Here is a 13,126-nt window from a genome sequence, read left to right on the forward strand (position 1 = left end):
TGTTTTCCCTGCGCTTTGCAGCGCGCTCCTGATGGGCTATCGGTCTTCGAATGACGCGTTTGACGCATCTGACGTTGCGCAATTATCTGATCGCCCTGCATGACGCGGGCGCATCGGCGGCGGCGTTTTTTGCCGCTTTCTATTTGCGCTTCGAGGGGGCGGAACAGTTCTGGGAACGGATGCCGCTGTTGCTGCGCATCCTGCCGTACTTCCTGGTGCTCAGCGTCGTCGTTTGCTATCTCTTTAATCTCACCACCACCAAATGGCGCTTCATCTCGCTGCCGGATGCGCTCAACATCCTGCGCGCCGCGTCCGTGCTCGCCATCGCGCTTTTGGTGCTCGACTACATTCTGGTGGCGCCCAACGTGCACGGCACCTTCTTCTTCGGCAAGGTGACCATCATCCTGTTCTGGTTCCTCGAGGTCTCCTTCCTCAGCGCGTTGCGTTTTGCCTACCGCTATTTCCGCTACACGCGGGTCCGCCATCACGCGAAATCCGAGGAGGCGTCCCCGACGCTTCTGGTTGGCCGCACCGCCGACGCCGAGATTCTCCTGCGCGGCATCGAAAGCGGAGCCGTGAAACGGATCTGGCCGGTCGGCATCCTCTCGCCCTCGGTTTCCGATCGCGGCCAGTTGATCCGCAACGTCCCCGTGCTCGGCAATATCGATGACGTCGAGGATGTCGCGGCCGATTTCGCACGGCGCAACAAACCGATCGCGCGCACCGTGATGCTGCCTTCCGCCTTTGAAGCCGAAGCCCATCCCGAAACCTTCCTGATGCGCGCCAAGCGCCTGCGGCTGATCGTGAGCCGTCTGCCGTCGCTCGAAAGCGGCGACGTGCCACGGCTTGCGCCGGTTGCGGTCGAGGACCTGTTGCTCCGCCAGAGTACCACGATCGACTATGCGCGGCTGGAAGCGCTCGTGAAGGGCAAGTCGGTGATCGTGACCGGCGGTGGCGGTTCGATCGGCGCGGAGGTCTGCCACCGCGTCGTGGCCTTTGGCGCGGCGCGGCTTTTGATCATCGAGAATTCCGAGCCGGCGCTTTACGCGGTGACCGAGGCGCTCGCGGCCCTTGGGGTCGAAGCCGAGGTCGACGGGCGCATCGCCGACATCCGCGATCGCGAACGCATTCTGCGGCTGATGAGCGAGTTCAAGCCCGACCTTGTGTTCCACGCCGCGGCGCTCAAGCACGTGCCGATCCTCGAGCGCGACTGGAGCGAAGGGGTCAAGACCAACATCTTCGGCTCGGTCAACGTTGCCGATGCGGCGCTTGCCGCCGGCGCCGAGGCGATGGTGATGATCTCGACCGACAAGGCGATCGAGCCGGTCTCGATGCTCGGCCTGACCAAGCGTTTCGCGGAGATGTACTGCCAGGCGCTCGACCATGATCCCGCCGTGCAAGTCGGGCGCAAGCGCATGCGGCTGATCTCGGTGCGGTTCGGCAATGTGCTGGCGTCCAACGGCTCGGTGGTGCCGAAATTCAAGGCGCAGATCGAGGCGGGCGGGCCGGTGACCGTGACCCATCCCGAGATGGTGCGCTACTTCATGACCATCCGCGAAGCCTGCGATCTCGTGATCACGGCGGCGACGCACGCGCTTGGCGCGCAGCGCTCGGTGTCGGTCTATGTGCTCAACATGGGGCAACCCGTGAAGATCGTCGACCTCGCCGAGCGGATGATCCGCCTGTCGGGCTTGCAGCCCGGCATCGATATCGAAGTCGTCTTCACCGGGATGCGGCCGGGCGAACGGCTCAACGAAATCCTGTTCGCCAGCGAAGAGCCTGCGGTCGAGATCGGGGTGGCCGGCATCATGGCGGCCAAGCCCAACGAGCCGCCGATGCAGGCATTGAAGAACTGGATGACGGCGCTGCGGCAGGCGATCGAAAACGACGATCCCGCCACGATCAAGACGATCCTGAAGGACGCCGTGCCGGAATTCGGCTCGAACGCGGCGTAGCGCCCGTTTTTAGCGCGGCCTTGAAAAGCGAAGCATCGTTGCTGCGACAGCCGCGGCGCCGACCGCGAACAGCGCAAATTCGGCGGTCGGCGAAGCAGCCTTGATCGAAAACGCGGCAAGCGCCGCCAGCACGAGGTTGAGCGTGAATACCTCGCTCACCACCTGCGTCACCGTAAAGCCGTTGTCGGTGGCGCGTTGATAGAAATGCGAGCGGTGCGCGACCCAGAACGGTTCGCGGCGCATCAATCGCCGCAACAGCGTCACCGTGGCATCAGTGAGATAATAAAGCGGCAACAGCAGCGCGGCCGCCGGATGCTGCTGCCCGGCGAGTTGCAGCAGGCACCAGCCGAGCAACAGGCCGATCGGCAGACTGCCGACGTCGCCGAGAAAGATCGTCGCAACGGGGCGGTTGAACGGCGCAAAGCCGATCATCGCGCCGCAGAGAGCGGTCGCAATGATGACCGCCGTAAGTGGGAGTTCGCCGGCGAGGCCGAGCAGCGCCAGTGCGGCCGTCACCGGAACGACTTCCGCCGCCGTCATCCAGTCGAGCCCGTCCATGAAGTTGACGAGATTGACGAACCAGAGGCCTGCGAGCACGAGGAGGCCGCGCTCGATCCAGGCCGGAAGCATCGGCGCGATGCGAATGTCACAGGAGCCGGCCAGCACCACCGCGCCAACCGCGATCGCTTGCAGCAAAAGCCGCGGCAGCACCGGGACCGGCCTGATATCGTCGGCGAAGCCGAGCGCTGCGATAAAGAGCGTGGCGCCAAACAGGACGACCGGAAAACTCGAGCCGGCTCCGGCAAAGTAAGCGAGCGCGAGAGCTGCGGCGACCAGCGTTGCCCCGATCACCGCAATGCCGGCGCCTTGCGGTGTCGGAACACGATGGGACGATCGGTCGTTCGGCTTGGCCAGCGCGTGCCTGAGCAGGAGCGGCCGGATGATCAGGATCGCGACCGCCGAGACGATGGCGGCGGCCACTGTCACAGCCAGTACCAGCCACAATTCCGGAGCGGTCATCGACTCCGAACAGGCGTTCATTCCGGCGCCTCGATCTGCTCCGTGTCCTTGGCCGCTTTCTCGGCGGAGAAGATCCACACCAGCCCGCCGATGGCGCCGGCGACGAAGTAGACCGCGCCGAACAGCAGCGAGATGTTGACGCCTTCGTTGGTGACAAGCCCGGCATAGCCGAAGGCAAGCCCCATCGTGGCTTCGCGCACGCCCCAGCCAGCAATCGAAATCGGCAGCATCGTGATCAGCATCACCGGTGGGATCAGAAGGAACGTCTGCTCAAATGCTACGGGGGCTGAGATCGACTGCACGACGCACCAGGCGATCACCACGGCGAGAATATGAATCAGAAACGAAAGGATCACGATCGCCGGCTCGTTGCGGGCGCTGAAAATCACCCGGTTTGCGATCACCGAACAGGCATGGATGTGATGGGTTGCCCACCACTTCTTCAGCCACGGCCACGGCAGGACGCCAATCACGAGAAAGCCAGCGCCGCCCGCAAGTGCGGCGAAGTCGAGCAGCGTGAGCGCGGAGCGGCCGTAGGCATCCGCAATCAGGTGGGAGCTCCAGGGGAGGCTAGCGACGATCATGATCGCGAGCGCAATCAGCCCGACGGCGCGGTCGACGAAAATGGAGTAGGTCGCGGCGCGCCAGCCGGCGCCGGATCGCGCCACCAGCCACAGCCGCACGGCATCCCCGCCGATCGAGGAGGGCAGCGTCTGGTTGAAGAAGGTTCCGATCACGTTGTAGCGCATCGCCTGGCGGAGCGGCAGCGGCGCACCGGCTTCGACGCTGACGATGCGCCATCGCAACACGCCGACGAAAATCTGGAGGAAGACCACGGCAACGGCAACGAACAGCCAGGCGGCGCTTGTCAGATCGAGGCGCGAGGCCAGGTCGGCGAAGCTGGCCTTGCGGAGCGCGAGATAAAGTAACGCGCCCGAGACCAGGATCTTGATCGCAGAAAGCAGGATTCGGCGCATTTCGCCCGCATTGGCCAAGGTTTTGGGATATTCGAAGGCCGCGGCCGCCAGTGGTCCGATTCAACGTCGCGCACCAAACTTCCGCGCCTTGGTATGGTTTTAGGGCCGATCTGGCAATAGCGGCGGGTGGCGCGATTTTGGCACCGGAGGGCGATTTCGGCTGGCTTTTGCCTGTGTGTTTAGGGTTACCAGACTAGTAAATCTCAAATCAGTTGCGGCACCGGCAAGGGGACGGCTAAAGAGGCCCATCGGGCAGGTCCTAAAAAAGCGGGCCATCGCCGATGATGGCAATCGTTAACGACGGAAGCTAACGGCCTGATATTCCGGCCGGTGGCAGCGATGAGACACCGATGGACAAAAAGATTGTTCCACTGATCATGTGCGGCGGCGCCGGCACGCGGCTATGGCCGGCTTCCCGCGAGGTTCGTCCGAAACAATTCCTGCCTCTGTTCGGGCCACGTTCGACATTTCAGGAAACGATCCTGCGGGTCTCGGATCATCAGCTGTTCGATCGTCCGATCGTCATCACGAACAAGGCCTACCGTTTCATGGTCGCGGAGCAACTGGCCGAGATCGGCCTTGCTGCCGATATTCTGCTGGAGCCGATGCGTCGGGATTCCGGACCTGCGATTGCGGCAGGCAGCGCCTTTGCCGAAACCCGCGCGACCGACGCCGTGGTGCTGGCGCTCGCCGCCGATCATGTCGTTGCCGACAACGCGGCCTTTGTCGCGGCCTGCCGCGAGGGACTGGTCGCCGCTGATCAGGGGCGCATCGTCACCTTCGGCGTGAAGCCGGAGCGCGCCGCCACCGAATACGGCTATATCAATCCGGGCGAGGCGGTCTCGGGTCAGGTTCGCGCCGTCAAGCAATTCGTCGAGAAGCCCGATGCGGCCAAGGCCGCCGAATACGTCAAGGCCGGCTATTTCTGGAACAGCGGCAACTTCATGTTCCGCGCCAATGTGCTGCTCGACGAGTACCGCAATGTCGATGCGGAAAGCGTGCAGTCGGTTTCCGACGCGGTGACGAAAGCCGGCCGCGACCTCGGCTTCGTCACGCTGGATGAAGCAGCCTTTGCATCGGCGAACGCCATCTCGATCGACTATGCGGTGATGGAAAAGACCAAGCGCGCCGCGGTCATTCCGGTGGCCTGCGGCTGGTCCGATGTCGGATCGTGGCATGCGGTCTGGGAGTTGTCGGAGAAGGACGGACACGGCAATGCCATGCAGGGCGCAGCCGTGTTCGAGGATTCCCGCAACTGCAACGTTTCGACCGACAAGGCGCTGGTGGCGCTCGAGGGCGTCGACGACCTCGTCGTGGTCGCCACGCAGGATGCCGTGTTGGTGTCGCGCCAGAAGGACGCCAACGGGCTGAAACGGCTGGTCACGAAACTGAAGACCGTCGCCCCGCAGGTGACGGAAGATCATCTGAAGGTGCATCGCCCCTGGGGTTCCTACCAGTCCGTCGATATGGGCGAGCGGCACCAGGTCAAGCGCATCATCGTCAAACCGGGCGAACGGCTCTCATTGCAAAAGCATCACCACCGCTCCGAACACTGGATCGTGGTGCGGGGCGCCGCGCGCGTGACGGTGAACGAAGATATCAAGATCGTGCACGAGAATGAATCGATCTACATTCCGATCGGCGCGGTGCATCGGCTGGAGAATCCCGGCAAGATCTTGCTTGAACTGATCGAGGTTCAGACCGGGAGCTATCTCGGCGAAGACGATATCATCCGGCTCGAGGACGACTATCGCCGCTCGTGAAATTGGACGTCGCTTGTCAGCGAATCAGCGACGCCGGATCGGCGTTATCGCCGGAGACGCCCGACGTCCAGTCCGGGAGTCCACGGCGTCAGCTTCCGGGCGTGTAATTCTTTGAATCAAAACGTGTTTGGGCATCCTTGGCAGGCATTCGCCACATCTGTGGTGACGTGCTAGGAAACCACCCGTTAGAGGTGATTTGCGCCGCTATTTTTTTGTTATGTCGCTGGCGCGCTTGCACTAACGGCCCTTCGGGGCTTGGTGGGGTTCGGGTTATCAGGGGTCAGTTTGCATGGTTACAAAGGCGGTCGCGTCTCACCACAAGGCTGATGCGCAAGCAGCGCTTCGTATCGGCGTGATCGGCGCCGGCATCATGGGCTCCAACCATGCCCGCGTGCTGGCCGGTCTGCCGGGAGCCGAGCTTGTCGGCATTGTCGATCCGCTGCCGGAACATCGCGCCCGCGCCACCCAGCTCGTCGGCTGCCGCGCCTTTGCCAGCGTCGACGAACTACTCGGCGAGGGCGTCGATGCGGTGACGATCGCAGCCCCCACGCATCTGCATCACGAGATCGCGCTCGCCTGCATCGCGCGCAACATCCATGTCCTGGTCGAGAAGCCGATCGCGTCAACGGTGGAAGAGGGGCACGAGATCGTGGCCGCCGCCAGCCGCGCCGGCGTCACCTTGATGGTCGGGCATGTCGAGCGGTTCAACCCGGCCGTCGCCGCCATCAAACAGGCGATCTCGGGCGAAGACATTCTGTCGATCGGCATTACGCGCGTCGGGCCGTTCCCGCCACGCATGTCGAATGTCGGCGTGGTGATCGATCTTGCCGTTCACGACATCGACCTGATCCGCTGGTTCACCGAGTCCGATATTGTCGAGGTGCAGCCGCAGCTCTCGAGCGCGGTCGCCGAGCGCGAAGACATCGCGCTGTTGCAGTTCCGGACTGCGTCCGGCGTGCTCGCCCACATCAACACCAACTGGCTGACGCCGTTCAAGGCGCGCAACGTCACGGTGGCGACGCGCGGCAAGTATGTGATGGGCGACCTGTTGACCCGTCAGGTTACCGAATGCTTCGGTTTCAAGCCCGATGGCAGCTATTCGATGCGTCATCTGCCGGTCGGTCATGACGAGCCGCTGCGTGCCGAGTTGATCGCGTTCCTGCGCGCCGTGCGTGGCGAAGTGCCGGCCGTGACCGGCGACGAGGGCGTCGCCAGTCTCGAGATCGCGATCCGGTGTCTGGAAAATCCGCCGCGGCCGGCGGCGAGTTCGCCGCCCCGCAAGGGACCGCGCCGCGTCGTCGGCTAAAGCTTCCCATGTCTTCCGCCCAATCCTTGCAAGGCTCCATGAACCAGCACCTGCGCCCTGAAAACATTCCGTTCATCGACATTGCCGCCCAGCGCCGCCGGATTGGCCCCGCGGTGGACGAGGCGGTGGCGCGCGTGCTCGCGCATTGCCAGTTCATCAACGGTCCGGAAGTGACCGCGCTCGAATCCGCGCTCGCAGCCTTCTGCGGCGCCAAGCATGTCGTGACCTGCGCAAGCGGCACCGACGCACTGGTCATGGTGCTGATGGCCAAGGGCGTCGGCCCCGGCGATGCGGTGCTGTGTCCGTCGTTTACGTTCTGCGCGACCGGCGAAGCGGTCGCGATCACGGGCGGGACGCCGGTGTTTTGCGATGTCGATGAAGCGACGTTCAACATCGATGCGGCCTCGTTCAAGCGCGGCATCGCAACCGCCAAGCGCCTGGGGCTGAAGCCGCGCGGCGTCATTCCGGTCGACCTGTTCGGCCAGAGCGCCGACCATGACGAAGTCTTTGCCATCGCCGCCGCCGAAGGAATGTTCGTGCTGGACGACGCGGCACAGGGATTCGGCGCAAGCTACAAAGGCCGTCGGCTCGGCGGCATGGGCATCATCACCGCGACCAGCTTTTTTCCGGCCAAGCCGCTGGGCTGTTACGGCGACGGCGGCGCGATCTTCACCGACGATGCGGCCTTTGCCGAGGTGCTGCGCAGCATCCGCGTGCACGGGCAGGGCAGCGACAAATACGACAACGTGCGCCTCGGTCTCACCGGCCGGCTCGATACGATCCAGGCGGCGGTGCTGATCGAGAAACTGAAAATCTTCGACGACGAAATCGCCGCGCGCAACAAGGTTGCGGAGCGCTACGCGCAAGGCCTCGGCAACGTCGTCACCGTGCCGCGGCTCGCCGAGAGGCACAGCTCGGTCTGGGCGCAGTACACGATCCGCCTGCCGCAAGGCACCGATCGCGACGCGTTTGCGGCGGCGCTGAAGGCGCAGGGCGTTCCGACCGCGATCTACTATCCGAAGTCGATGCATCAGCAGACGGCCTACAAGAATTATCCCGTCGCCGACGGCGGCCTGGCGGTCAGCGAGCGCCTGTCATCGGACGTGATCAGCCTGCCGATGCATGCCTATCTCGACGAAGCGAGCCAGGACCGGGTCATCCAGGCGGTGCGGGGCTTTTTCGGCGCCTGAGAAAGACGTGGATGGCCGGGACAAGCCCGGCCATGGCATCATTCGGCCATTTTGAAGCGCGGCGCGCATGCTGTAGAAGCTCCGCATGCTCGGTCGTATCTTCACCGTCGGCGGCTACACGCTTCTTTCGCGGCTGACCGGATTCGCGCGCGACATCATGCTGGCGGCCATACTCGGCGCCGGCCCCGCGGCCGACGCCTTTTTCGTGGCGCTGCGGCTGCCCAATCATTTCCGCGCGATCTTTGCCGAAGGAGCGTTCAACGCCGCCTTCGTGCCGGCCTATGCGCATGTCAGCGGCGAGGGCGGCGAGAAGGCGGCCAGTCTGTTTGCCAACCGCATCTTTACGCTGCTGTTCGTGTCGCAACTCGTTCTGCTGGTTGTCGCGTGGCTGTGCATGCCGCAGGCGATGAGCTTGCTGGCGCCCGGATTTACCGAGGACACCGCGCAGCGAAATCTGGCGATCGAACTGACGCGCATCACCTTTCCCTATCTCTTGCTGATCACGCTGGTGACGCTCTATGGCGGCATCCTCAATGTGATGCATCGCTTTGCGAGCGCGGCGGCGGCGTCCATTCTGCTGAATGTCTCGATGATGGCGACGCTGACGGTCGCGGTGTGGTTTCCGACGCCCGGCCACGCGGCGGCGTGGGGCGTCCTGATCTCGGGCTTCCTGCAATATTTCCTGCTGGCCGGCGACCTCGGCACGCATGGCGGCTTGCCGCGCTTTGCGCCGATCAAGTGGGACGAAAATGTCCGCGCGTTTTTCCGCGCGCTGGGACCAGCGACGATCGGGTCGATGGGCACGCAGGTGGCGCTGTTCGCCGACACCATCATCGCGACCTTTCTTCCCGCCGGCGCGCTCTCGGCGCTCTATTATGCCGACCGGCTCAACCAGCTTCCGATCGGCGTGATCGGCATTGCCATCGGCACGGTGTTATTACCGGAAATGTCGCGGCGGCTGACGTCGGAGGATCACGAGGGCGCCTCGATCGCTCAGCGGCGCGCCTTCGATTTCACGCTGCTATTGTCGGTGCCCTTCGTGACCGCGTTTCTGGTGGTGCCGGACCCGATCATGCGGGCAATGTTTGCCCGCGGCGCCTTCACCAAAGGCGATGCGGCAGCCGCCGGCGCCACGCTCGCCGCCTACGCGGTCGGGCTCATTCCCTTCGTGCTGATCCGAAGCGCGGTTGCGACGTTCTATGCGCGGCGCGATACGGCAACGCCAGTCAAGGCGGCGTTGATCGGCGTTGCCGCCAACGTCGCGCTGAAAATTGCATTGGTCGGACCGCTTGCCCAGGTCGGCCTTGCCTTTGCGACCGCGGTCGGCGCCTGGATCAATTTATCGTTGGTGATCGCCTTTGCGGTACGCGCCGGCTATCTGCAACTCGATGCGGTCCTGATGCGGTCAATGGCGAAATTTGTCGCGGCCGGTGTCGTGACGGGGGCGGCATTATGGCTGGCGATGCGCTTCTCGGCTTCCTATCTGTCGGGCGTGACCACGCTGCATGACGAAGCTGCGTTTTTGCTGCTGATCGTGGTCGGCAGCGTGGTTTACGCTGCGGCGATCCTGCTCCTGTTCGGCAGGCGGTGGGTGCTGTCGCTGGTAAAAGGCTAGGTATAGGCCGTTTGCGTGGTTCCCCGATCCGCGCCAATATGTGTGCCGGACGAACTGCAAGGTCGGATACAAAATGGCTCCCGTCAAATTCGGTGTCGGTCAAAGCGTACTTCGCAAGGAAGACGACGCGCTCATTCGCGGCAAGGGCCGCTATACCGACGATGTCGCGCCCTCACAGGCCTTGCACGCGCTGGTGCTGCGCTCGCCGCATGCGCATGCGAAATTCACGATCGATGCGGGCCGTGCGCGCAACGTAGCAGGCGTGGCGCTGATCCTCACGGCCGAAGACGTCGGCGATCTCGGCGATCTGCCCTGCCTGTTCAATCTCGAGGACAATCCCTTCACCGGGCCGCCTTATCCGATATTGGCGAAAGACGAGGTGCGTCACGTCGGCGACGCCATCGCTTTTGTCGTGGCGGAAACGATCGATGCGGCGCGCGATGCGATCGAAGCAATCGAGGTCAAGTGGACGCCGCTTGCCTCGGTCGTCGGCGTGCGCAACGCGGTCAAGAAAGATGCGCCGCAGGTCTGGGCGAAACATGCCGGCAACGTGCTGTTCGATGTCTCGATCGGCGACAGACAGGCGACCGAGGCCGCGTTCGCCAGGGCGCATGCGGTCGTCGAGATTTCGATCGTCAATCCGCGCATCGTCACCAATTTCATGGAGACGCGCGCGGCCGTGTGCGAATACGACGCGCGGCGCGATCACCTGACATTGACCGTCGGCAGCCAGGGCAGCCATCGCATCCGGGAAATCATCGGCGGCATGGTGCTGAAGATTCCGCCGGAAAAGATGCGCGTGATCTGCCCCGATGTCGGCGGCGGGTTCGGCACTAAGCTATTTCCCTACCGCGAATATGCGCTTGTAGCGGTGGCCGCGCGCAAATTGCGCAAGACCGTGAAATGGGCCGCCGACCGCGCCGATCATTTCGTCGGCGATGCGCAGGGGCGCGATAACGCCACCATCGCGCGGATGGCGTTGGCGGAAGACGGCAAATTCCTCGCCATGGACGTCGACCTGATCGGCGACATGGGCGCGTATCTCTCGACCTTCGGTCCCTACATTCCGCATGGCGGCGCCGGCATGCTGCCCGGCCTCTACGACATCCAGGCTTTCCATTGCCGCGTGCGTACGGTCTTCACCAACACCGTGCCGGTCGATGCCTATCGCGGCGCCGGCCGGCCCGAGGCGGCCTATGTGCTGGAGCGCCTCGTCGATGCAGCCGCGCGAAAACTCGACATGACGGTCGATGCGATCCGCCGCAAGAACTTCATCCCGCCGCGCGCGATGCCGTACAAGACCGCAACCGGCAAGGTCTATGACTCCGGCGACTTCGCCGCGCACTTAAAGCGGGCGATGGAAGTTGCGGAGTGGAAGGATTTTGGCAAGCGCGCCAAGGCGGCGAAAAAACAAGGCCTCGTGCGCGGCATCGGCCTGGCTTGCTATGTCGAGGTTTGCGGCACCATGGGCGAGGAGACCGCCAAGGTGCAACTCGATCCGAACGGCGACGTGTCGGTCCTGATCGGCACGCAGTCGAGCGGGCAGGGCCATCAGACGGCCTACGCGCAGCTCGTCGCCGAACAGTTCGGATTGTCGCCGGAGCGGGTCCACGTTTTCCAGGGCGATACCGACATGATCGCGACCGGGCTTGGCACCGGCGGCTCGGCTTCGATCCCGACCGGTGGCGTCAGCGTCGAGCGCGCCACGCGCGATCTCGGCAAGAACTTGCGCGAGTTGGCGGCAGAGGCGCTGGAAGCAAGCAGCGGCGACCTCGAAATCAACGACGGCACCATTCGCGTTGCCGGCACCGACCGCTCGATCAGCTTTGGCGATCTGGCGAAGCGGCCGGGCGTCGATCCGTCGAAGCTCAATGCGAGCGCGACCTTTACGCAGGCCGACGGCACGTTCCCGAACGGCACGCATCTCGCCGAGGTCGAGATCGATCCGGCGACGGGTTTCATCCGGATCATCAACTACGTCATCGTCGACGACTTCGGCGTGACGTTGAACCCGCTATTGCTTGCCGGTCAGGTGCATGGCGGCGCGATGCAGGGCATCGGCCAGGCCTTGATGGAGCAGGCGGTCTATAGCGACAAGGACGGCCAGCTCCAGACCGGAACGTTCATGGATTACGCGCTGCCGCGCGCGGCCGATGGCCCGTCATTCGTGTTCGAGACCCATAACGTGCCGTGCACCACCAATCCGCTCGGCGTGAAGGGCGCAGGCGAGGCCGGCGCGATCGGCTCGTGCCCTGCGGTCGTCAACGCGATCATCGAGGGTCTCTGGCGCGAATACCGGATCGACCATATCGACATGCCGGCAACGCCTGAGCGGGTCTGGACCGCGATCCAGGAGCATCACCGCCGCCACAGCCTGTGACGGTTTTACCAGTGTAGCGGAGGTTCAGAAATTCGCATCATTTCTGCCGCGCCGTTCGTCATGCGAATTTCTGAACCAAAGCCACACTAGATCAATAGTTTGCTAGTGTCCCTTCGATTCCGAAGTTCGTAAACGAGGGGCCGCAAAAAGATACGAACTTCGGAATCGGGACACTAGCCGAGGCGGAGGAATGCTGTATTCAGGGGAATGTTGTCATCATTGCGGGGTTGGGGAAGGTACTGAGAGCTTGAGCATACTGACGTCAATTGGAAAAACATAAGGGACACAACGGATGATGCGGACTGCCTTGGTAGTTGGAGCTTTGTTGCTGGGCGCCGGCGCGGTGATGGCACAGCAGGATCTGGTCAAGCAGAACCAGGACACCATGAAAGCCAATGCGAAAAATCTTGGCGCCATGGTCGCGATGGTCAAGGGCGAGAAGCCCTATGATCAGGCAACCGTGACGGCCGGGCTTGCGCAGCTCGACGAGACGGCCAAGAAGCTGCCGACGATGTTTCCGGACAGCATCAAGGGAATGAATCCGGGCGGTGACTACGAAGTCTCGCCCAAGATCTGGGACGACAAGGCCGGCTTCCAGGCCAAGATCGAAAGCTTCGCCAAGATTGTCACCGAGGCCAAGTCCAAGATCACGGACCTCGACACGCTCAAAGTCAACGCGCCCGCCATCGGCAAGGAATGTGGCGGCTGCCACGAGACCTTTCGCATCAAGAAGGGCTGACGTCTCGGATTGCGAGGCTTGGCTCTTTGCGGCGTGAGAAAGACCTGAAAAAGAAAAGGGGTGAAAAGCCGGACGGCTTTCACCCCTTCATCGTTCGAAATGCAATGAAGTGAAAAACTTCGTGAGGCGAAAAAGTTCGCGGACGCGATGACCGCGCCTGCTTACTTCGTGACTTATCTAG

9 protein-coding genes are annotated in these 13,126 nt (G+C 63.3%); 7 read left to right on the forward strand and 2 right to left on the reverse strand.

The window, feature by feature from the left end; genetic code table 11:
* The first annotated feature begins 50 nt into the window (after positions 1–50).
* Entirely contained in the window at positions 51–1,955 is a 1,905-nt protein-coding gene (locus BUA38_RS25480; protein ID WP_072822246.1) for a nucleoside-diphosphate sugar epimerase/dehydratase, read from the forward strand.
* 9 nt (positions 1,956–1,964) lie between these two features.
* Here BUA38_RS25480 and BUA38_RS25485 read toward each other — a convergent pair whose 3' ends face one another.
* Positions 1,965–2,996: an MraY family glycosyltransferase gene (locus tag BUA38_RS25485; protein WP_072822248.1), complete on the reverse strand. Its 1,032-nt coding sequence runs from the start codon at positions 2,994–2,996 to the stop codon at positions 1,965–1,967.
* The gene (locus tag BUA38_RS25490; protein ID WP_072826429.1) at positions 2,993–3,952 is read right to left on the reverse strand and encodes a lysylphosphatidylglycerol synthase transmembrane domain-containing protein; all 960 of its coding nucleotides are present in this window, start codon (positions 3,950–3,952) and stop codon (positions 2,993–2,995) included. Before BUA38_RS25490 ends, BUA38_RS25485 begins: the two co-directional genes overlap by 4 nt.
* 350 nt (positions 3,953–4,302) lie before the next feature.
* Between BUA38_RS25490 and BUA38_RS25495 the strand changes: the two genes are divergently transcribed.
* The 6 genes from BUA38_RS25495 (at position 4,303) to BUA38_RS25520 (ending at position 12,945) form a co-directional block, all read left to right on the forward strand.
* Positions 4,303–5,715 carry a mannose-1-phosphate guanylyltransferase/mannose-6-phosphate isomerase gene (locus BUA38_RS25495; RefSeq protein WP_072822250.1) on the forward strand — a complete coding sequence of 471 codons (1,413 nt, stop codon included), beginning with the start codon at positions 4,303–4,305 and terminating at the stop codon, positions 5,713–5,715.
* 289 nt (positions 5,716–6,004) lie between these two features.
* Positions 6,005–7,021 (forward strand): Gfo/Idh/MocA family protein, encoded by a 1,017-nt coding sequence (locus BUA38_RS25500; protein WP_072822252.1) that lies wholly within the window; start codon positions 6,005–6,007, stop codon positions 7,019–7,021.
* Positions 7,022–7,059: 38 nt separating this feature from the next.
* Positions 7,060–8,211 carry a DegT/DnrJ/EryC1/StrS family aminotransferase gene (locus tag BUA38_RS25505; RefSeq protein WP_072822253.1) on the forward strand — a complete coding sequence of 384 codons (1,152 nt, stop codon included), beginning with the start codon at positions 7,060–7,062 and terminating at the stop codon, positions 8,209–8,211.
* A gap of 85 nt (positions 8,212–8,296) precedes the next feature.
* The gene (gene murJ / locus BUA38_RS25510; RefSeq protein WP_072822255.1) at positions 8,297–9,826 is read left to right on the forward strand and encodes a murein biosynthesis integral membrane protein MurJ; all 1,530 of its coding nucleotides are present in this window, start codon (positions 8,297–8,299) and stop codon (positions 9,824–9,826) included.
* A 73-nt stretch (positions 9,827–9,899) separates the two neighbouring features.
* Positions 9,900–12,206: a xanthine dehydrogenase family protein molybdopterin-binding subunit gene (locus BUA38_RS25515; RefSeq protein WP_072822257.1), complete on the forward strand. Its 2,307-nt coding sequence runs from the start codon at positions 9,900–9,902 to the stop codon at positions 12,204–12,206.
* Between the two features lie 295 nt (positions 12,207–12,501).
* Complete coding sequence (locus tag BUA38_RS25520) at positions 12,502–12,945, forward strand: c-type cytochrome (protein WP_425304986.1); 444 nt, start codon at positions 12,502–12,504, stop codon at positions 12,943–12,945.
* The last annotated feature ends 181 nt before the right edge of the window (positions 12,946–13,126 follow it).

Source organism: Bradyrhizobium erythrophlei, from assembly GCF_900142985.1.
Taxonomy (GTDB): domain Bacteria; phylum Pseudomonadota; class Alphaproteobacteria; order Rhizobiales; family Xanthobacteraceae; genus Bradyrhizobium; species Bradyrhizobium erythrophlei_B.

Bases quoted from the DNA above. Each gene is read 5' to 3' on its own strand.
- BUA38_RS25480 (WP_072822246.1), top strand. From the start codon at position 51: ATGACGCGTTTGACGCATCTGACGTTGCGCAATTATCTGATCGCCCTG.
- BUA38_RS25485 (WP_072822248.1), bottom strand. From the start codon at position 2,996: ATGAACGCCTGTTCGGAGTCGATGACCGCTCCGGAATTGTGGCTGGTA.
- BUA38_RS25490 (WP_072826429.1), bottom strand. From the start codon at position 3,952: ATGCGCCGAATCCTGCTTTCTGCGATCAAGATCCTGGTCTCGGGCGCG.
- BUA38_RS25495 (WP_072822250.1), top strand. From the start codon at position 4,303: ATGGACAAAAAGATTGTTCCACTGATCATGTGCGGCGGCGCCGGCACG.
- BUA38_RS25500 (WP_072822252.1), top strand. From the start codon at position 6,005: ATGGTTACAAAGGCGGTCGCGTCTCACCACAAGGCTGATGCGCAAGCA.
- BUA38_RS25505 (WP_072822253.1), top strand. From the start codon at position 7,060: ATGAACCAGCACCTGCGCCCTGAAAACATTCCGTTCATCGACATTGCC.
- murJ (WP_072822255.1), top strand. From the start codon at position 8,297: ATGCTCGGTCGTATCTTCACCGTCGGCGGCTACACGCTTCTTTCGCGG.
- BUA38_RS25515 (WP_072822257.1), top strand. From the start codon at position 9,900: ATGGCTCCCGTCAAATTCGGTGTCGGTCAAAGCGTACTTCGCAAGGAA.
- BUA38_RS25520 (WP_425304986.1), top strand. From the start codon at position 12,502: ATGCGGACTGCCTTGGTAGTTGGAGCTTTGTTGCTGGGCGCCGGCGCG.